The sequence below is a fragment of the Rhizobium sp. 862_C5_N1_2 genome, assembly GCF_051811205.1.
GTDB lineage: Bacteria > Pseudomonadota > Alphaproteobacteria > Rhizobiales > Rhizobiaceae > Rhizobium > Rhizobium leguminosarum.
This window is the reverse complement of record NZ_JBPWPT010000001.1, coordinates 2,218,023-2,236,387: the sequence shown is the minus strand read 5'-3', so window position 1 is coordinate 2,236,387 and position 18,365 is coordinate 2,218,023. Positions and strand designations below refer to the sequence as shown.

The 18,365-nt window shown below is 61.2% G+C and carries 18 protein-coding genes; 9 read left to right on the top strand and 9 right to left on the bottom strand.

Annotated elements, in window-relative coordinates; genetic code table 11:
* Positions 1 to 7 precede the first annotated feature (7 nt).
* Genes ACD590_RS11270 through ACD590_RS11260 form a run of 3 tightly spaced genes read right to left on the bottom strand, consistent with a single transcriptional unit; the run spans position 8 to position 2,967 of the window.
* Complete coding sequence (locus ACD590_RS11270) at positions 8 to 760, bottom strand: ABC transporter ATP-binding protein (protein ID WP_028733034.1); 753 nt, start codon at positions 758 to 760, stop codon at positions 8 to 10.
* Entirely contained in the window at positions 754 to 1,824 is a 1,071-nt protein-coding gene (locus ACD590_RS11265) for a FecCD family ABC transporter permease (RefSeq protein ID WP_439002564.1), read from the bottom strand. The genes ACD590_RS11270 and ACD590_RS11265 overlap by 7 nt, the downstream gene beginning before the upstream one ends.
* Positions 1,825 to 1,830: 6 nt before the next feature.
* Complete coding sequence (locus ACD590_RS11260) at positions 1,831 to 2,967, bottom strand: ABC transporter substrate-binding protein (protein ID WP_439002563.1); 1,137 nt, start codon at positions 2,965 to 2,967, stop codon at positions 1,831 to 1,833.
* A 115-nt stretch (positions 2,968 to 3,082) separates the two neighbouring features.
* Here ACD590_RS11260 and ACD590_RS11255 point away from each other — a divergent pair, with 115 nt between their 5' ends.
* Positions 3,083 to 3,868 (top strand): class I SAM-dependent methyltransferase, encoded by a 786-nt coding sequence (locus ACD590_RS11255; RefSeq protein WP_115157456.1) that lies wholly within the window; start codon positions 3,083 to 3,085, stop codon positions 3,866 to 3,868.
* Positions 3,869 to 4,076: 208 nt separating this feature from the next.
* Here the strand turns inward: ACD590_RS11255 and moaA are convergent, their stop codons facing one another.
* Entirely contained in the window at positions 4,077 to 5,123 is a 1,047-nt protein-coding gene (moaA, locus tag ACD590_RS11250) for a GTP 3',8-cyclase MoaA (protein WP_018242287.1), read from the bottom strand.
* A gap of 136 nt (positions 5,124 to 5,259) precedes the next feature.
* Between moaA and ACD590_RS11245 the strand changes: the two genes are divergently transcribed.
* Complete coding sequence (locus ACD590_RS11245; RefSeq protein WP_032980674.1) at positions 5,260 to 5,634, top strand: gamma-butyrobetaine hydroxylase-like domain-containing protein; 375 nt, start codon at positions 5,260 to 5,262, stop codon at positions 5,632 to 5,634.
* 62 nt (positions 5,635 to 5,696) lie between these two features.
* The gene (locus ACD590_RS11240; RefSeq protein ID WP_018242285.1) at positions 5,697 to 6,887 is read left to right on the top strand and encodes a low temperature requirement protein A; all 1,191 of its coding nucleotides are present in this window, start codon (positions 5,697 to 5,699) and stop codon (positions 6,885 to 6,887) included.
* 3 nt (positions 6,888 to 6,890) lie between these two features.
* Here ACD590_RS11240 and ACD590_RS11235 read toward each other — a convergent pair whose 3' ends face one another.
* On the bottom strand, positions 6,891 to 7,358 hold the full coding sequence (locus ACD590_RS11235; RefSeq protein ID WP_439002561.1) for a MarR family winged helix-turn-helix transcriptional regulator: 468 nt from the start codon (positions 7,356 to 7,358) through the stop codon (positions 6,891 to 6,893).
* Positions 7,359 to 7,405: 47 nt separating this feature from the next.
* Here ACD590_RS11235 and ACD590_RS11230 point away from each other — a divergent pair, with 47 nt between their 5' ends.
* Entirely contained in the window at positions 7,406 to 8,386 is a 981-nt protein-coding gene (locus tag ACD590_RS11230) for an alpha/beta hydrolase (protein WP_439002560.1), read from the top strand.
* Positions 8,387 to 8,423: 37 nt separating this feature from the next.
* A complete protein-coding gene (locus tag ACD590_RS11225; protein WP_439002559.1) occupies positions 8,424 to 9,035 on the top strand; it encodes a pyridoxamine 5'-phosphate oxidase family protein in 612 nt (203 codons plus the stop codon).
* A 158-nt stretch (positions 9,036 to 9,193) separates the two neighbouring features.
* Here the strand turns inward: ACD590_RS11225 and ACD590_RS11220 are convergent, their stop codons facing one another.
* Entirely contained in the window at positions 9,194 to 10,261 is a 1,068-nt protein-coding gene (locus ACD590_RS11220) for a GGDEF domain-containing protein (protein WP_018242281.1), read from the bottom strand.
* Between the two features lie 347 nt (positions 10,262 to 10,608).
* Here ACD590_RS11220 and ACD590_RS11215 point away from each other — a divergent pair, with 347 nt between their 5' ends.
* Entirely contained in the window at positions 10,609 to 10,815 is a 207-nt protein-coding gene (locus tag ACD590_RS11215; RefSeq protein WP_439002558.1) for a hypothetical protein, read from the top strand.
* A 26-nt stretch (positions 10,816 to 10,841) separates the two neighbouring features.
* On the opposite strand, the gene ACD590_RS11210 is transcribed toward ACD590_RS11215, so the two are convergent.
* Positions 10,842 to 12,449, bottom strand: a complete 1,608-nt coding sequence (locus ACD590_RS11210; protein WP_439002557.1) for a fumarate hydratase — start codon at positions 12,447 to 12,449, stop codon at positions 10,842 to 10,844.
* Positions 12,450 to 12,680: 231 nt separating this feature from the next.
* Here ACD590_RS11210 and ACD590_RS11205 point away from each other — a divergent pair, with 231 nt between their 5' ends.
* Positions 12,681 to 13,514 carry a VCBS domain-containing protein gene (locus ACD590_RS11205; RefSeq protein ID WP_018242278.1) on the top strand — a complete coding sequence of 278 codons (834 nt, stop codon included), beginning with the start codon at positions 12,681 to 12,683 and terminating at the stop codon, positions 13,512 to 13,514.
* A gap of 99 nt (positions 13,515 to 13,613) precedes the next feature.
* Here ACD590_RS11205 and fumC read toward each other — a convergent pair whose 3' ends face one another.
* Positions 13,614 to 15,005: a class II fumarate hydratase gene (gene fumC, locus ACD590_RS11200; protein ID WP_047621340.1), complete on the bottom strand. Its 1,392-nt coding sequence runs from the start codon at positions 15,003 to 15,005 to the stop codon at positions 13,614 to 13,616.
* A gap of 61 nt (positions 15,006 to 15,066) precedes the next feature.
* Between fumC and ACD590_RS11195 the strand changes: the two genes are divergently transcribed.
* Both ACD590_RS11195 and ACD590_RS11190 read left to right on the top strand, forming a co-directional pair.
* The gene (locus ACD590_RS11195) at positions 15,067 to 15,333 is read left to right on the top strand and encodes a hypothetical protein (protein ID WP_130652526.1); all 267 of its coding nucleotides are present in this window, start codon (positions 15,067 to 15,069) and stop codon (positions 15,331 to 15,333) included.
* 94 nt (positions 15,334 to 15,427) lie between these two features.
* On the top strand, positions 15,428 to 17,341 hold the full coding sequence (locus tag ACD590_RS11190) for a L,D-transpeptidase family protein (RefSeq protein ID WP_018242275.1): 1,914 nt from the start codon (positions 15,428 to 15,430) through the stop codon (positions 17,339 to 17,341).
* A gap of 301 nt (positions 17,342 to 17,642) precedes the next feature.
* Here the strand turns inward: ACD590_RS11190 and ACD590_RS11185 are convergent, their stop codons facing one another.
* Positions 17,643 to 18,359: an HAD family hydrolase gene (locus ACD590_RS11185; protein ID WP_439002556.1), complete on the bottom strand. Its 717-nt coding sequence runs from the start codon at positions 18,357 to 18,359 to the stop codon at positions 17,643 to 17,645.
* Positions 18,360 to 18,365 lie beyond the last annotated feature (6 nt).

The window sequence follows — 18,365 nt, the reverse complement described above, 5'->3', positions numbered from 1 at the left end:
GCCAACCTCAATGCGCTGTCCCATCCACAATCACATGGTCATGGTCCATCGAGCATTTCTCCACCCGGGCCTCGACCCTGTAGATCTCCCGCAACATCTCGGCAGTGACGACGTCGCGGGGGGTGCCGCAGGCGTGCATGCGGCCGTTGGCGATGACCAGGACCTTGTCGGCGAAACGTAGCGCCTGGTTGAGGTCGTGGATGGCAATCAGCACGATCATGCCCTTGGCGCGGGCCTGGCGGCGCATGAAGTCGAGGACTTCGACCTGGCGGTGGAGGTCGAGCGCGCTTGTTGGTTCGTCCATCAGCATGATCTCAGGCTCGCGCACCAGGGCCTGGGCGATCGAGACCAACTGGCGCTGGCCGCCGGACAGCGCGCCGAGATCGCGGAAGGCGATGGCGATGATATCAAGCGCCTTCATGATCTCGTCGATGAAGCGCAGGTCGCTGTCGCTGACAGCCCAGGACTGGCCCTGTTTGCGGGCAAGCAGGATGGATTCGTAGACCGTCAGCACCGCGTTTGCCGAGGTATCCTGCGGCATGTAGCTGATGGCGTTTTTTGTCTTCGAGCCTTCGACGACGACATGGCCAGGCCCTTTGAGCAGGCCGGTGATGCGCTTGAAAAGCGTCGACTTGCCGGCGGCGTTCGGGCCGATCACCGCCACGACCTCGCCTGATTTCATCACCGGCGTCGTCACGTCTTCGACGAAGAGTTTGCGGCCGTGATAGGCGCCGACCGCCTGCAATTGAAGCGCTACCACGATCGGCTCCTGTTCGAGAGGATGAGCGAGAAAAAGAAGGGTACGCCAACCAGCGCGGTGATGATGCCGATCGGGAAGACGACGCCTGGTATGATCGACTTCGAGACGATCGAGGTCAGCGAGAGCAGCAGCGCGCCCGACAGGATCGATCCCGGCAGGAAGAAACGCTGATCCTCGCCGAGGATCATGCGCGCGATATGCGGCCCGACGAGGCCGACGAAACCGATCGTCCCGACAAAGCTCACAGGCACTGCGGCAAGCAGCGAGACGATCAGCATGGTTTCGAGCCGGATGCGGCGGACATTGACGCCGAAGCTTGCAGCCTTGTCCTCGCCGAGGCGGATGGCGGTCAGCGCCCAGGCGTTGCGGGCAAAGAGCGGAAGTGCTGCCAACAGGACGGCAAGCGTCACCCAGATCTTCGGCCAGGTGGCCTTGGTGAGGCTGCCCATCGTCCAGAAGACGACGGCCGACAGCGCCTGTTCGGAGGCGAGATATTGCAGGAACGCGAGAGCCGCATTGAAGGTGAAGACCAGCGCGATGCCGAGCAGCACCACCGTCTGCACCGAGACGCCCCGGGCTTGCGAGATGAAATGGATGAAGAGTGTGGCGATCAGCGCCATGATGAAGGCATTGACCGGCACCAGCAGCCCGGCCGCTACAGGCAGAAGCGGAACGCTGGTGACGATGGCAAGTGCGGCACCGAAACTTGCTGCTGCCGAAATGCCGAGCGTGAAGGGGCTGGCGAGCGGATTGGCGAGGATCGTCTGCATCTGCGCACCGGCGACGGAGAGCGATGCACCGACGACGATCGCCATCACGGCAACCGGCATGCGGATGCCCCAGACGACGGCGCGCACCTGATCCGAAACCGAGGAGGGGTCGAGAAGGGCAGCGACGACTTCACTGAGACTATAGCGGGCCGGGCCCCAGGCGAGATCGACGGCAAAGGACAGGCAGAGCGCTGCCGTCATGGCGGCAAGGATTAGAAGCTTGCGCCGGGCGAGGGCGCGGTAGCGCTCCCTCCCGGCTTCGGCTTCGATCGATATGGCGGCGATCTCGGCCATTTCGGATTACTGACCCGCCTTGGCGTCGACCCAATAACCCGGCTGATAGGCGACCGGCAGGAATTTTTCGTGGAATTCCTTGAAGGTGGCATCGGGATCGAGATCGGCAAAGAGGTTCGGATGGAACCACTTGGCCAGCTGCTGGACGGCGACGAACTGGTAGGGGCTGGTATAGAACTGGTGCCAGATCGCGTGGACATTGCCGCCGGCAACCGCCCTGGAGCCGGTGAAGGCAGGGTTTTCCATCAGCGTGTTCAGCGCCTTGCGGCTGTCGTCGAAGGTGGCTGCCGCATTCGGGCCGACATTCACAAAGTCCTTGGCATTCTTGGTCTGGCTCCAGTTGGAGCCGGTGACGACGATGACGTCAGGATTGGAGGCGACGACCTGCTCGGCATTGATCGAACCGGTATAGCCCGGCAGGAAATCGGAGCCGAGATTGTGACCGCCGGCCCAATCGACCATCAAGCCGAAATTATCGGGACCGAAGGTGCCGCAGCATTCGACCAGACCCGCGGCGCGATACATGAAGACATTCGGCTTCGGCGGATTGGCGGCCTTCAGCTTGTCGGTGACGCGGGCCATCTGCGCTTTCCAGAAGCTGGCGACGGCTTCGGCGCGATCCTCATGGCCGAAGATCTGGCCGAGGATCTTCAGGCTCGGCTCGGTGTTGGCGAGAATATGCTCGCGGAAATCGATATAAACGATCTTCACGCCGATGCCGTTCAACATGTCTTCGAGCTTCACCTCGTCGGCCGCCGTCTTGTTGCCGATCGGCAGCAGCAGCACATCGGGATGAAGCTTGACGACCGTCTCGGTCTGCAGCGTGCCGTCTGTGAGGTTACCGAGGAAGGGCAGGTCCTTGCCCTTCGGAAACTTCTCGACATAGGCGTTGAAGCCGTCCTTGTCGGTGGTCCAGAGATCGTTGCGCCAGCCGACGATCTTGGCGAAGGGATCTTCCTTCTCGATCGGTGCGACGGCGTAGAGCATGCGGCCTTCCCCAAGGATCACACGTTCGACCGGCTTGTCGAAGGTCACTTCGCGGCCCGCGACATCCTTGACGGTGAAGGATTGCGCCCAGGCCGAAAGCGGCATCAGGCTCGCAATCGCCGCTGCGGAGACTGCGAGTATTTTCACGAAATTCATCTGGAAATTCCCCCGAGGTCTGAATAATGTCCGCAGGCATAAGAAATATGACTTTATGAATCAAGTTATATGTTTTAGAGCGTTTCCAAACTGATCCGATGCCGGGGTGCCTCAGATGAATTCCATGAACACGAACTACTCCATCCGCGATGAAATCCGCGACTTCTGGTCGGAACGGGCGGCGACCTTCGATCAGAGCGTCGGCCATGAAATCTTTTCGGAAGCGGAGCGGAAAGGCTGGCAGCGGCTGATCAGAAAGCATCTGGGTGAGGGCCAAGGTCGCGCGGCACTCGATCTTGCCTGCGGCACCGCCGTCATCTCGCATCTGATGCATGGTGCCGGCTTTGCAGTCACCGGCCTCGACTGGTCGGATGCAATGCTGGCGCAGGCGCGCGCCAAGGCGAAGAAACGCGGCACCGATATCCGCTTCGTGTCCGGCGACGCCGAAAACACGATGGAACCACGGGGAAGCTACGACGTCATCACCAACCGGCATCTCGTCTGGACGCTGGTGGACCCGGCTTCTGCCTTCAAGGAATGGTTCGCGGTACTGAAGCCGGGCGGCAAGGTGCTGATCCTCGACGGCAATATGGGTAGGGAAACCTGGGTCAAGGGCCTGCAGAAGCTCTGGACGAAGGTGACCGGCAAGCCGGCGGCGAGCCACATGACGCCGGAGATGATGGCGCGGCACCAGAAGATCCGCTCACGCGTCCATTTCTCCAGCCAGATGCCGGCCGAAGCGGTCGTCGATCTTCTGCGCCAAGCCGGATTTACAGACATCGTCGTCGACCGCAAGCTTGGGGATATCCATTGGGCTCAGGCCCGCAAGATGCCGTTCCTGCGCGGGCTCGAGCGCATGGTGCAGGAGCGGTTTGCGATTTGTGCGCGTAAGCCTGGGTGATGGGTTGTTCATCGGCGCCGCACGTCTCTTCTCCCCGCTCGGGAGAAGGGGGATGTGGCACCGACGCGCGTCCTCTTTTGGGTCTTGGTGCGGCGGCTATGATTAGGGGAGTTTGCCGTACCGTATCCCGGCCCTTCGCGGGGCTCAGGGCGTTCGGCGCTGCGATCGATTCACTGGATCGATCGCTCCCGCTTTGCGGGACCGCGCCTCACCCACCGGTGACACTCATATGCCGCGCCACCGCAGGGCGGTTATGGGTGCGGTCGATGATGAAGTCGTGGCCTTTGGGTTTGCGAGTGATGGCCTCGTCGATGGCGGCGTGGAGGAGGGCATCGTCTTCAGTGGCGCGGAGTGCCGCGCGGAGATCGGCGGCGTCGTTCTGGCCGAGGCACATGTAGAGCGTGCCGGTGCAGGTGAGGCGCACGCGGTTGCAGCTCTCACAGAAATTATGGGTCATCGGCGTGATGAAGCCGAGGCGGCCGCCGGTTTCCTCGACCCTGACGTAACGCGCCGGGCCGCCAGTCTGGTAATCGATGTCGACAAGGGTGAACTGGTCTTCGAGATCGGCGCGCAGTTTCGAGAGCGGCAGATACTGGTCGGTGCGGTCTTCTTCAATCTCACCCATCGGCATGGTTTCGATGACGGTCAAATCCATGCCGCGGCCGTGGGCGAAGCGCAGAAGCTCCGGCATCTCGGCATCGTTGAAATCCTTCAGCGCCACGGCGTTGAGCTTGACCTTCAGCCCGGCTTTCTGAGCGGCATCGATGCCTTCCATGACCTTTGCGAAATCGCCCCAGCGGGTGATCTTGCGGAACTTGTCGGGATCGAGCGTGTCGAGTGAAACATTGATGCGGCGTACGCCACAATCATAAAGCTCCTCGGCATGGCGGGAAAGCTGCGAACCGTTGGTCGTCAGCGTCAGCTCGTCGAGGCCAGAACCGATTTTCTGGCCGAGTTGGCGCACCAGATACATGATGTTCTTGCGCACCAAAGGTTCGCCGCCAGTCAGCCTGATCTTGCTGACACCCTTGGCGATGAAGGCGGAACAGAGCCGGTCGAGCTCTTCCAGCGTCAAGAGATCCTTCTTCGGCAGGAAGGTCATGTTCTCCGCCATGCAATAGGTGCAGCGGAAATCGCAGCGGTCGGTGACGGAGACGCGGAGATAGGTGACCGCCCGCCCGAAGGGGTCGATCATCGGGTCCGCACCTGCCACCAGCGGCGATGCATTACCTATCGTTCCAACTCTGCTGTTCACCTGTATCTCCGTACTCCAGTCAATGTGGGCATATGCTATTGTCGCGTCAAGGGAAACAGCCCGCGCGAGCATGCCAATTTCAGCTTGCGCTGAAAAAGATCAGCGCCTACTCCTCGCATGAGAAGAGGACAAAATGATGAGCGATATCTGGCCGAGCGAACTTCGCGTCTCGAAAGACAGGCAGCGGCTGGTGGTGACCTTCAACGACGGCCAGAGCTTCGACCTGTCGGCAGAGCTCTTGCGTGTGCTGTCGCCCTCGGCCGAGGTGCAGGGCCACGGGCCAGGGCAGAAGGTGACGGTGCCAGGCAAACGCAATGTCGCGATCATCTCGATGATGCCGACCGGCAATTACGCCGTTCGGATCGGCTTCGACGACATGCACGATACCGGCATCTACACCTGGACCTATCTGCGCGAGCTCGGCGAACGCGGCGCTGAGCTGTTTTCCGCCTACGAGGACGAGCTCAGCGAAAAGGGCATGAACCGCGACACGGCGGAGAAGCCGCGCTGAGGGTCACGAGGGCGCCGCTATCGCTTTCAATCCACACATAATTCCAGCCATCGGGGGGCCATATGGCGAAAACGAACGGAAAGAACTGGCTGCGCGCCAAGGGCAGCGCCAGCGGCAGCAAGGTGACCTTCCTCGAACTGTTCTTCGACCTGGTCTTCGTCTTTTCGATCTCGCAGCTCTCGCATGCGCTCGCCGCCCACTATACGCCGCTTGGTGCTGCCGAAGCGGCGCTGATGACCTTCGCCGTCTGGTGGGTGTGGATCTTTACCGCCTGGGTGACGAACTGGCTCGATCCCGAGAAAATGCCGGTGCGCGGCATGCTGGTGGCGCTGATGATGCTCGGGTTGCTGCTGTCTGCCTCCATCCCCGAGGCCTTTGGCGACAAGGGGCTGCTGTTTGCCGGCGCCTATGTGGCGATGCAGGTCGGGCGCTCGCTGTTTACCACCTATGCGATGACGCGCGTCGACCGCCCCAACACGCTGAATTTCGTCCGCATCACCACCTGGCTCGTGGCAGCAGGGGTCTTCTGGATTGCCGGCGGGCTGCTCGAGCATGAAGCCCGGCTGATCGCCTGGGTGATTGCGCTTGCGATCGAATATGCCGGGCCGGCCGCGGGCTTTGCCGTGCCGGGGCTCGGCCGCTCGACGGCGCGGGACTGGGACGTTTCCGGCGCGCATATGGCCGAGCGCTGCGCGCTCTTCGTCATCATCTGCCTCGGTGAAGCGATCCTCGTTTCCGGCCGCACCTTTTCGGAGCTGCCGTTCTCCGGGCTGACCAGCGTCGTCTTCGTCACCGGCTTCATCGGCACGGTCGCCATGTGGTGGCTCTATTTCCGCTTCGGTCACGGGCGCGCTGCCCACCGCATCGAGCATGAAGAGACGCCGGGCAGCTTGGCGCGGCAGGCCTTCACCTATGGGCATATTCCGATTCTTGCCGGCATCATCGTCCATGCGGTGGCGGTCGAGTTCATGTTCTCGCATCCGCATGAGACCGGCAATCTCGGCATCGCTGCGGCCGTGCTCGGCGGTTCCGGCCTGTTCCTGATCGGCAATCTCTGGTTCAAGGGCGCGACCAGCGGCCAGCTGCCTCTATCACATCTGGCCGGCCTCGTGTTTCTGATCCTGCTCGCCTTCGCAGCACCCTTCATCGAGGTCTATTTGATGGGCATTCTGGCGACGCTGGTGCTGATCATCGTCGCCGCCTGGGAATATCGCTCGCTGACCGGCACGACGGCTGCGCCGACGCTGCATTGAGCATCAGTCCTCGTCGCGCAGATCTTTCATCAGCACCGTGATGATCCGCTCCATCGAATCGGCGGTCGCCATGCATTGCTCGATCGGCTCGTCCGTTAGCACGCGGTCGATGAGGCCGGTCTGGATGGCCATGGCTTCCTCACTGAGCTTCCGACCCTCTGGTGTCAAATAGAGGCGCAGCACGCGCTTGTCTCGCTCGTCATCGCGGCGAAGGAGCAGACCGCGCTTCTCCATCTGCGGCAAGAGCATGCTCATGTTGGAGCGGCCGACCAGCAGCTTGCGCGCCAGCTCCTGCTGCGAGATGCCTTCGAAACGGTAGAGATTGACCAGGATATCGAGGTGCGGCGGCTTGATGTCGAGATCGGCAAGCGAGCGGGCCAATGACTGCTGCATCAGCTGGCAGGCGCGAGCCACCGCGATCCAACTGCGAAAACGCGGATGATCCCAGGGAAGGGATTGATTTTTGTTCATCGTTGTACTTTATTGTTCAGTGTTGAACAGTCTTTTGGAATCCCACTATGACAAACTTTGTGCTTGACGTCACCCGCCTCGGGTTTTCGCCTCTACAGGCGGTTTCGCCTGATCTGGCAGGCAGGGCGGCGTTCCAGCTGTTCTGCCGGACGCCGTCGACAAAGCCGAAGGGAGCAAAGGCGAAGGCGGCGCATGCAGCGGGTGCGGCCCGGCTTGCCGGCGCCGAACGCTTCAACCTCAGGCTTGCCGGCGGGCGCCAAGCGCATGCCTATCGGCTGAACGGCGGGGCGAGGGGCAAACGCAAGCGCTACCTGGTGACGCATGGCTGGGGCTCTAGCGCCGCATATATGGCCGAACTCGCCTCGATGCTTTCGGCAACGGGAGCGGAGGTCGTGGCGCTCGATTTTCCCGGCCACGGCCGTTCCGGGGGGCGCTTCCTCCATATGGGGCTTGCGGTCGAGACGATCGCGGCGGCCGAGGCGCGGTTTGGCGCATTCGATGCGGCGATCGGTCATTCCTTCGGCGGTGCGGCGCTGATGGTCTCGGCAGCGGGGCTGCTGCCGGGTGTGGCGCCTGTCACCGGCGAGAGACTGGTGCTGATCGGCGCGCCGAGCGAGATGGGCTGGCTGTTTACCGATTTCGGCGGGATGATCGGCCTTCGCCCTGCAGCGCAAGCGGCGTTTGAGAATGAGGTTCATCGCGTCACCGGACGGAGACTGGAGGATTTCGACGCCGGCGAGGCGGCGGGCGAGATCGGCCGCCCCGTGCTCGTCATCCATGCCGAGGACGACAAGGAGGTGTCGTCTCTCCATGCCAGGCGCTACGGCGCGGCGGGAAAGGGCGTTCAGCTTCTCTGGGCGAACGGCTTCGGCCACCGGCGCATCATCGGCGCCGCACCGGTTCTTGCCGCGATCGCGGCCTTTCTCGAAGGCGATCGGGGCGTGGGTGAAGCTCTTGATGAAAGCATCAAAAAAGATGCGGAGATCATTCCGTTTTTTGAGCTTCCGGCAAGGCGCGCGGCATTGTAGCGTCCGTCGCGAAGATCAAGCCGCGGCGGGACGCCTCATGAAAATCATCAGCAGCATCGAAGAGCTCAATACGATCTATGGCGCCGGACTTTCGCCGGCCTCGGTTACCAAGGTGACGAAGCAATTGACCCCGCTCTATCGTGAGATGATCGAGATCTCACCGTTTGCGGCGCTTGCGACCGTCGGTCCCGAGGGTCTCGACTGTTCGCCGCGCGGCGATCTCGGTGGCGTGGTGCGTGTCATCGACGACGAGAGGCTGCATCTGCCGGACTGGCGCGGCAACAATCGGGTCGATTCGCTCTCCAACATCGTGCGCGATCCGCGCTTGGCGCTTATGTTCCTGATCCCCGGCTCGAACACGACGATGCGCATCAACGGCCGGGGCGTCGTTTCCGACGATGAGGCGCTGCTTTCAAGCTTCGAGATGGACGGCAAACGTCCGCGCACCGTCGTCGTCATTTCTATCGACGAGGTCTATTTCCAATGCGCGCGCGCCGTGATGCGGGCCGAGCTCTGGAATGGAGAACACTTCGCCGATCCGGCGACGTTGCCGACGCCAGGACAGATGCTGAAGGCCGCGACCGGCGATTTCGACCAGGAAACCTACGACCGGGAATGGCCGGGGCGGGCGGCAAAGACGATGTGGTAAAGCATCGTCACTCACGGCTCAGACTACTGAAAAAGTCGGCCAACTTCTCTTTCATGCTCGGCCCTGCGCCGAGGATGATGCCGAGTAACAACGAGGTTTGTCGACAACACTAAACCGTCACCTGCCAGTGACAGCGTGCGTGCGGCGCGGGACTGCGGTCAGGTCTTGTAGATCAGCCAGCTCTTGGTGAAATCCTTCTGCATGCCGTCCTGATAGAGGATGGTGCAGTTGCGGCCGGCATTTTTGGCGCCGTAAAGGGCGATGTCGGTTTTGCTATAGAGTTCGCCGGCATCCCCGGCGCTGGATGCCATGCAGATGCCGATCGAGACGGTGACCGGACCGTAATTCACCCGCGTACGGGAGTTCTTGAAGGGCGTCGTCTCCAGCGTGCGACGAATGCGCTCGGCGATCGCGGTCACTTCCTCGGGCGTGTTGCCATCGATGATAAGGGCGAATTCCTCGCCGCCGGTGCGGGCAACGAAGATGTCACGGCGGACATTGCTGCGGATGACGGAGGCGACGGTGGCGAGCACCTTGTCGCCGACCGGATGGCCGTAGGTGTCGTTGATCTTCTTGAAATTGTCGATGTCGCAGAGCAGCAGTGCCGTCACCGGCCGCATGCTCGAATTGTCGAAAATGGCGGCGAGGCGGTCGTCGAAGGCGCGGCGGTTGGAAAGGCGCGTCAGCGAGTCGGTGTTGGCGATGCGCTTGTATTCGTCGAGTTCCTTGCGGACCTGATCCATCTCCTGCGAGCGCTGGACAACGTCCTCGACCGTGCGTTCGCCATGCGCCATGGTGTCGCCGGTCGCCTGGCTCAGGAGATCGATGGCGTTTTCGATCAGTTCGACGCTGGCGTTGCTCTTGGAGGTGATGCGCTTGTGGGTCTCGCCGAGCAGTCTGGTGTAGCTTTCCAGCGAGCTCTGCTCCTGCCTGAGAATGCGCAGCAGGCCATCGAGTTCGCCGGCAATGCGCGTATGGGCATCGTCGAAGACACGGGCCGGGCTGTGGGTGAAGTGCTGTGCGCCGAGCGCATCGAGTTCGGCCTGGGTCACCTGGCCGCCGAGGGCCGCCAGCTCGCGGGTGAGGGCTGGATTGGAGCCGATATAGGCCTCGTAGAAGAGTTGGTAATTGCGCGGTATCGGCGCGACGCCCATGGAGCGCATGGCATAGGTGATCTGACCCGCAACGTCGGGAACCGGCACCTTGGGCGCGACAGCCGTATTCATCCGGCGAACTCCTCATATATTCAAAGGCAATATTCTATTTGTTAGCTTAAATTTCTTGGGAAAAGATTAAAGCGATATATACCAAAGATTACATACGACAAATGCCCCATGAGCTAATACTTCGATCAGGCCTATGATTCTCCATGGAAAAACGTATCTTTACTGACGCAGTGCATACTCGCTGAGCGGGTACAGTGTCTGAAAAACTTACAGTTCTTCTCTGCCGGAGACCGTATTCATCTTGTCGACAGTTGGTTTTGGCCGTTTCGTATTGCAGTCTCGACATCTTTGGGATCGTATTTTCTGCAACGGACCCGATCGTAGCCCGCAAATCAGGGCGTGAGATCATGGAAACCTCCCGTCATATTTCTTTCGCCATCCTGACCTTCACCGTCCTCGCCGCCGGCGTCTTGCTGCTGGAGCACACCGGCTTCTTCGCCGGCGCTTTCCGCACGGAGATCCTGGCAAGGGTCGATGCCGGGGATGTGGTGAGCGTGGGCGAGGCGGTCACAGCGCAGAACACAAGCGCCTCGGATAAGGCGTCGCCGCGGTAGAGCTGGCGGCAACGCAGCCCGCCCACTCACCCCAAATTCAGTTCCTGGAAAAAATCATTCCCCTTGTCGTCGATGACGATGAAGGCGGGGAAGTCTTCGACTTCGATCTTCCAGACCGCTTCCATGCCGAGTTCGGGATATTCGAATACTTCAACCTTGCGGATACAGTCCTGGGCAAGACGGGCGGCGGGGCCGCCGATCGAGCCGAGATAGAAGCCGCCGTGCTTCTTGCAGGCCTCGCGCACGGCGCGCGAGCGGTTGCCCTTGGCAAGCATCACCATCGAGCCGCCGAAGGACTGGAATTGGTCGACGTAACTGTCCATGCGCCCGGCCGTCGTCGGGCCGAAGGAGCCGGAGGCGTAGCCGACAGGCGTCTTGGCGGGGCCGGCGTAATAGACCGGGTGGTTTTTCAGGTAATCGGGCATGCCTTCGCCCTTTTCCAGCCGTCCGCGGATCTTGGCATGGGCGAGGTCGCGGGCAACGATGATGGTGCCGGTCAAGGACAGGCGGGTCTTGACGGGATGCCGGGAGAGTTCGGCGAGCACCTCGGCCATTGGCCGGTTGAGATCAATGCGCACCGTCGATTCCGACAGTTTCGCCTCATCGATCTCGGGCATGTATTTCGACGGATCGGTTTCGAGCTGTTCGACGAAGATGCCGTCGCGGGTGATGCGGCCCTTGGCCTGACGGTCGGCGGAACAGGAGACGCCGAGGGCGATCGGCAGCGAGGCGCCGTGGCGGGGCAGGCGGATGACACGCACGTCATGACAGAAATACTTGCCGCCGAACTGAGCGCCGACGCCCATCTGCTGCGTCAGTTTGTGGATTTCCTTCTCCATCTCGATGTCGCGAAAAGCGTGGCCGCTCTCGGACCCTTCGGTCGGCAGCTCGTCGAGATAGCGGGTGGAGGCGAGCTTGACGGTTTTCAGGTTCATCTCGGCCGAGGTGCCGCCGATGACGATCGCCAAATGGTAGGGAGGACAGGCTGCCGTCCCTAACGTCAGGATCTTCTCCTTAAGGAAGTCGATCATCCGGTCATGGGTCAAGAGCGAGGGCGTGCCCTGGTAGAGAAAGGTCTTGTTGGCCGAGCCGCCGCCCTTGGCGACGAAGAGGAATTCGTAGGCGTCGGTGCCTTCCTCGTAGATGTCGATCTGGGCCGGCAGGTTGTTCCTGGTATTCTTCTCCTCGAACATTTTGACCGGCGCGAGCTGCGAGTAACGCAGGTTCTTCTTCTCGTAGGCATCCATGACGCCGCGGGCGAGCGCCGCCGTATCCTCGCCCTCGGTCCAGACCCTGCGGCCCTTCTTGCCCATGATGATCGCCGTGCCGGTATCCTGGCACATGGGCAGCACGCCACCGGCGGCGATATTGGCGTTCTTCAGAAGATCGTAGGCAACGAAACGGTCATTGTCCGTGGCCTCGGGGTCATCGAGGATCGAGGCGAGCTGCTTCAGGTGGCCGGGGCGCAGCAAATGGTTGATATCGGCGAAGGCGGTTTCGGCCAGCAAGCGGATGCCTTCCGGCTCGACGGTCAGGATCTCCTGGCCCTTGAACGTATCGACCGAGACATGGTCGCCGCTGATCTTGCGGTAAGGGGTGGCATCCTTGCCGAGCGGGAAGAGATCGTCAGCCATCGATGTGACCTTTCTGGTAGGGCGTCGCTAGATTGGAACCGGTCTAAATCCGCCGCGGGGCAAAAGCAATCAGGATGCGCCGGAGTCCGGCCGGTTAAGCCAGGGTCGCGCGGGCTGCATCACGCGAAACGGGTGAGGCTAGCGTAATCGCCTCGACAAAGACGACTCCAGGTTGCCTTCTGTTCGAGGCCAGTTCATATTCCCGGCAGCGTTAACCTGCCGGGGCTTCGAATGACAAATGCAAAGCCAACTGCTGTCGACGACCTTCTCGTTTTTTTCGAAGACAATTGGATTCGCGGGAATCTGCTGCGCCTCTCCAGCGATCCCGAGGGAGCGGACATGTATGTTCGCTTCGTCAATGGCGTGCGCATCGACGCCAAACATGGGCCTGACCACGAAACGATCATAAGGGGCGAATACGGAACCTTCAGACTGAAACCTGACGGTCACTTCGAGTACGAGTTGGACTACACACTCGACGTCGTGAAAAATTTAACGAAATACGATCAGCTCATCGAGAAGTTGAGCTTCAAGATGTCCGATGGCTCAGGGGGCACGGACCTCGGCGTGCTGACCCTTGCGATCGACGGCGTCAACGAAGGCGATAAATACCACGAGGTCCTGGATTTCGACGATATGGGCGTCTTGTCGAGGGCCGATAATTTCTCTCTGCCTGACTATCGCAACTTTGCACTTTCGGTGAATGGCAGCCACGACCTGACGCTTCTGAACGGGTATGTCTATGATACCATCCCGGGTGTCGACGCCATCACCGAGGACGGTTTCAGCGATACCGTTCTATCGCCGGGTTCTGCGCCCGTAAGCCTGAAAATGCTCGATGGCGGGGAGTTCACCTTTCAGAGCGTTTCGATCGCCGAATTGTCGGCATCGCCGTTTCACCTGACGCTGACTGCGCTGAACGACGGCCAGATCGTCTATCAGCAGGAGCTCGAGGTCACCGGCCCCACTCTCGAGGTCAATCTCGAAGACATCGAAGAAATCCGTTTCGACTTCATGGGCAATTCTGTCGTGATGGACAATTTTTCGCTGTTTGCCTTGCTATAGGCTGGAGGGAGTCGAGGCGTTGCGGCATATCCCCTTCTCCCCGCGAGCGGGGAGAAGGTGTCGGCAGGCGGGTGAGGGGCTGTGGCCTATGCGACCTTCCTACTTCGGCCCGATCATCGTTTCCGGGCGCACGATCTCGTCGTACTCTTCCGATGTCACCAAGCCGCTGGCGAGGGCCTCTTCCTTTAGCGTCGTGCCGTTCTTATGCGCTGTTTTGGCGATCTTGGCGGCTGCGTCGTAGCCGATCTTCGGGGCAAGTGCCGTTACCAGCATCAGCGAGCGTTCGAGGCCGGCCTTGATATTGTCCTCGCGCGCCTCGATGCCGACGACGCAATTGTCGGTGAAGGAGACGGCGGCGTCGGCGAGCAACTGCACCGACTGCAGGAAATTATAGGCCATCATCGGATTGTAGACGTTGAGTTCGAAATGGCCCTGGCTGTCTGCGAAGGTCAGAGCCGCGTTGTTGCCGAAGATATGGATGCAGACCTGCGTCAGCGCCTCGCACTGGGTCGGATTGACCTTGCCGGGCATGATCGAGGAGCCGGGCTCGTTTTCCGGCAGCGCCAGCTCGCCCAAGCCGGCGCGCGGGCCGGAACCGAGCAGGCGGATATCGTTGGCAATCTTGAAGAGGGCGGCGGCAGCCGCATTGATGGCACCGTGGGAAAAGACCATGCTGTCATGCGAGGCGAGCGCCTCGAACTTGTTCGGCGCGGTGACGAAAGGCATGCCTGTTATGGCAGCGATCTCTTCGGCGACCTTTTCGGCAAAGCCCACCGGCGCATTGAGGCCGGTGCCGACGGCGGTACCGCCCTGGGCGAGCTCGCAAAGGCCGGGCAGGGTCATTTCGATGCGCTTGATGGCGGAGCCGACCTGGGCGGCATAACCCGAAAATTCCTGGCCGAGTGTCAGCGGCGTCGCATCCTGGGTGTGGGTGCGGCCGATCTTGATGATGTGGCTGAATTCGGTGACCTTCATGTCAAGGGCGGCATGCAGGTGCTTGAGGGCCGGGAGCAGGTGATGGGCGATTTGCTCTGCGCAGGCGATGTGCATGGCCGTCGGATAGGTGTCGTTCGACGACTGGCTCATATTGACGTGATCGTTCGGATGCACCGGCTTCTTGGAACCCATGACGCCGCCGAGCATTTCTATTGCACGATTGGAGATCACCTCGTTGGCATTCATATTGGACTGCGTGCCCGAACCGGTCTGCCAGACCACCAGCGGAAAGTGGTCGTTCAGCTTGCCCTCGATCACCTCCTGGGCGGCGTCGACGATGGCTTTGCCGAGGCCAGGATCGAGCTGGTCGAGCGACATGTTGGCGCGGGCGGCCGCCTGCTTGACGATGCCGAGCGCGCGCACGATCGATAGCGGTTGCTTTTCCCAGCCGATCTTGAAATTGCCGAGCGAACGCTCGGCCTGGGCGCCCCAATATCGGTCGGCGGCGACGTCGATCGGGCCAAAAGTATCGGTTTCGGTGCGGGTTGCGGTCATCAGCCTTGCCTTCCCTTTACATGCTGTTTTCGGGCATTTTCGAAAGATGAGGTCTTATAGGTTGGAAAGCCCGACAAGAAAACTGGACGCCGTGCGAAATATTGAAATCGGAAGTCATGTTTGCGCAGGCTTTTCGGCGTGCCTTTTAGGCCACTTTGGAAATTTTATGCATCCGGGCGTTTTCACCCCACTGGTCTGCCGGAGAAAATTCGGTAAAAAATTAACTAATAATTTCATAATTTTGTGTGAACTGCTGGGCGGCGCCATGCAGGATCTCCGTCACATAAAATTGAGTCCGCCGGCGCTGGCGGCGCAGGCCGGTTTCTGATCAATGAGGCCCTACGCTGCTTGAGTTTCGCGGGATTTGAGCTTGGGCCTTGCGCTCGTGACAAGAACAGCATGACACCGGGACTGGAAGATATATGACGTTCGTTTTGAAAAGCGCGGCATCCGCATTGGCAATTTCCTGCGGCGTGGCAGTGATGAGTGCCGCACCCGCGCATGCCTATACACTGATGGATATGCTGCGCGGCGACAGGCAGCGGTCCCAGAGCACCATCTTCATGGACCAGATGCCGCCCGGCCGTGTGGGCCAGCGCGGCGGCATTGGCGGATCGCTCGGCGGGCTCGACCCGGAAGCGCCGCTGCCGAAGGTGAGCGGTCCGCGTTATTACACCTACAAAACCGAGACGCTGCAATTCGTCGATACCGGCAAGTTTGCCGATCCGGTCGTCACCGGCGCAGTCGCCGATGTTTCGGGCAGCGGTGATGCCAGCGCCGAACCCGCCGTGCAGCGCCGCTTCCTGGCTCAGGCCAAGGTGCGCGCCAATGTTGACGTTGCAAAGGCGCTCGAAGCCTATTACGGCGACAGCCGCAATCCGCTCGTCTGGGTCGATGGCAACCAGATCAACGACCGTGCCAAGTCGGCGATGTTGGTACTTGCCGATGCGGGCTTCGTCGGCCTCGACCCGGCGGATTACGTCGTCCAGACGCCTGATATCGACCCGGCCAATCCCGATCCCGCCTTCCGCGACCGTGCGCTGACGCAGTTCGAACTCGAACTCTCCGCCAAAGTGCTGGCTTTCGTGCAGGACACGGTGCGCGGCCGCATCGATCCGAACAAGATCTCCGGCTATCACGATTTCCAGCGCAAGGTGGTCAATCTGGCCCCGGTGCTGAAGCTTGCTCGCATGAGCCCCGACGTCGGCGCCTATATCGCCAGCCGCTCGCCCGATAGCCCGCAATTCCTGGCGCTGAAGGCAGAGCTTGCAAAGCTTCGTGCCGCCGACGGTGGCAACGAAGAGCGAATCGTCGTTTCGCTCGACAAGCTGCTGAGACCTGGCGAGAGCTCACCCGAGATCGCCAATATCGTCAAGGCAATCGGAAAGCACGGTTCCGAAACGCTGAGGACCGATCATGCGGCAACGATCGCCGCCTATGCCGGCAGCAGCGACTATTCGCCTGACATCGTTTCGCTGGTCGAGGACTTCCAGAAGGAGCGCGGGCTGAAGGCCGATGGCGTCATCGGCCAGGCGACGGTGCGCGCCATGACCGGCGGCGACACCAATGCTTCGAAGATCGACAAGCTCGTCGTCGCCATGGAGCAGGCGCGCTGGCTGCCGGAGGATCTCGGTTCACGCTACGTTATGATCAACCAGCCCGCTTACATGGTCTACTACCACAATGACGGCAAGGAACAGCTGTCGATGCGCGTGGTGGTCGGCGGCAAGAACAACCAGACCTATTTCTTCGATGACGAGATCGAGACGGTAGAATTCAACCCTTTCTGGGGCGTGCCGCAGTCGATCATCATCAACGAGATGCTGCCGAAGCTGCGCTCGGATCCGAACTATCTCGACCAGCTCGGCTATGAAGTCGAGGTGAACGGCCATGCCGTCGCCTCATCGAGCGTCGATTGGTATGGCTCGACTGACAACGTCTCGGTGCGCCAGCCGCCGAGCAGCGACAATGCGCTCGGCGAACTGAAGATCCTGTTCCCGAACAGCCACGCGATCTACATGCACGACACGCCGTCGAAGAGCTTCTTCAAGCGTGACATGCGGGCGCTGAGCCACGGTTGCGTGCGTCTTGCCGATCCGCGTGCGATGGCGGCTGCCGTGCTTGGCACGACGGTCGACGATGTCGCCAAGCAGATCGCCAGCGGGCAGAACCATGCCGTACGTGTGCCGCAGAAGATCCCGGTCTACGTCTCCTACTTCACTGCCTGGCCGAACAAGGACGGCGTGGTGGAATATTTCGACGACGTCTACGGACGCGACGCCTATGTCGACAAGGCCTTCGATGCGACGACCAAGGCGCGTGGGGCGCAGATCTGATAGTCGGATCTGATTAGTGATGCTGGCGGGCGGTCTTTGGGCCGCCCGGTTTGTTTTGGGGTGTCTGCGTGCAAGAAATAAGAGGAGAGGGCGCGCCGTATGGCCCCCTCATCCGCCTGCCGGCACCTTCTCCCCGCTGGGGAGAAGGGACGTTGCGGAGACGCCTCGCTTCTGATCAAACTGTTTCGTGCGGTTGCAGCCGTGCCGCTAGTTCCCCTCTTCTCCCCAGCGGGGAGAAGGTGGCCCGAAGGGTCGGATGAGGGGGCCGCGATCGCAAAGACATACGGCTGATCGCCAAACTTCAGACGGCAACCTTCTCCGCATATTCCTGTAGCAGCGTTTCTACCAGCTGCGGCGTCAGCTCATCGAAATGGGTAATGATAACATCCGGATCGAGGCTCGAAACCGGTACGTCAGAATAGCCGAACGGCACGGCAATCGAGGGCACGCCGGCATTCTTGGCAACGGCGATGTCGTTGATGCTGTCGCCAATCATAACCGTGCGGGCGATGTCGCCGCCGGCGCGTTCGATAGTGCCGGTGAGGTGGCGGGCGTCGGGCTTGCGCACGGGGAAGGTGTCGCCGCCTGATATCGCGTCGAAATATCTGACGAGGTCGAGCTTGTCGAGCAGGCCGAGTGCCAGGCTTTCCATCTTGTTGGTGCAGACTGCGAGGCGATAACCTTCGGATCTGAGCCGGTCCATGGCGGCTACCAGGCCGGGATAGGGCTCGGTACGGCCGGGCATGTTGCCGGCATAATGGGCAACGAAACGCTCGACCAGCAGCGGCAGGGCGTCGCCTTCGAGCGGATGGCCGCGCAGCCGGCAGGCGCGCTCGATCATCACGCGCGCGCCCTGGCCGACGAGATGGGTGAGGTCGTCGTAGCTGACCGGTTCGAGGCCGAGGGCTGCGATCGTGTGGTTCAGGCTCTCGACCAGGTCCACATGGGTATCGAGAAGGGTGCCGTCGAGATCGAAGACGACGAGCGCCGGGCGAGCGGGGGCAGGGGTCAAGGGCATGTCTCT

Excerpts from the sequence above, each read along its gene's own strand:
- ACD590_RS11225 (WP_439002559.1), top strand. The coding sequence starts at position 8,424 with ATGAAAATCATCAGCAGCATCGAAGAGCTCAATACGATCTATGGCGCC.
- ACD590_RS11205 (WP_018242278.1), top strand. The coding sequence starts at position 12,681 with ATGACAAATGCAAAGCCAACTGCTGTCGACGACCTTCTCGTTTTTTTC.
- ACD590_RS11240 (WP_018242285.1), top strand. The coding sequence starts at position 5,697 with ATGGCGAAAACGAACGGAAAGAACTGGCTGCGCGCCAAGGGCAGCGCC.
- ACD590_RS11220 (WP_018242281.1), bottom strand. The coding sequence starts at position 10,261 with ATGAATACGGCTGTCGCGCCCAAGGTGCCGGTTCCCGACGTTGCGGGT.
- ACD590_RS11190 (WP_018242275.1), top strand. The coding sequence starts at position 15,428 with ATGACGTTCGTTTTGAAAAGCGCGGCATCCGCATTGGCAATTTCCTGC.
- fumC (WP_047621340.1), bottom strand. The coding sequence starts at position 15,005 with ATGACCGCAACCCGCACCGAAACCGATACTTTTGGCCCGATCGACGTC.
- ACD590_RS11235 (WP_439002561.1), bottom strand. The coding sequence starts at position 7,358 with ATGAACAAAAATCAATCCCTTCCCTGGGATCATCCGCGTTTTCGCAGT.
- ACD590_RS11210 (WP_439002557.1), bottom strand. The coding sequence starts at position 12,449 with ATGGCTGACGATCTCTTCCCGCTCGGCAAGGATGCCACCCCTTACCGC.
- ACD590_RS11260 (WP_439002563.1), bottom strand. The coding sequence starts at position 2,967 with ATGAATTTCGTGAAAATACTCGCAGTCTCCGCAGCGGCGATTGCGAGC.
- ACD590_RS11255 (WP_115157456.1), top strand. The coding sequence starts at position 3,083 with ATGAATTCCATGAACACGAACTACTCCATCCGCGATGAAATCCGCGAC.
- ACD590_RS11230 (WP_439002560.1), top strand. The coding sequence starts at position 7,406 with ATGACAAACTTTGTGCTTGACGTCACCCGCCTCGGGTTTTCGCCTCTA.
- ACD590_RS11245 (WP_032980674.1), top strand. The coding sequence starts at position 5,260 with ATGAGCGATATCTGGCCGAGCGAACTTCGCGTCTCGAAAGACAGGCAG.
- ACD590_RS11215 (WP_439002558.1), top strand. The coding sequence starts at position 10,609 with ATGGAAACCTCCCGTCATATTTCTTTCGCCATCCTGACCTTCACCGTC.
- ACD590_RS11185 (WP_439002556.1), bottom strand. The coding sequence starts at position 18,359 with ATGCCCTTGACCCCTGCCCCCGCTCGCCCGGCGCTCGTCGTCTTCGAT.
- ACD590_RS11265 (WP_439002564.1), bottom strand. The coding sequence starts at position 1,824 with ATGGCCGAGATCGCCGCCATATCGATCGAAGCCGAAGCCGGGAGGGAG.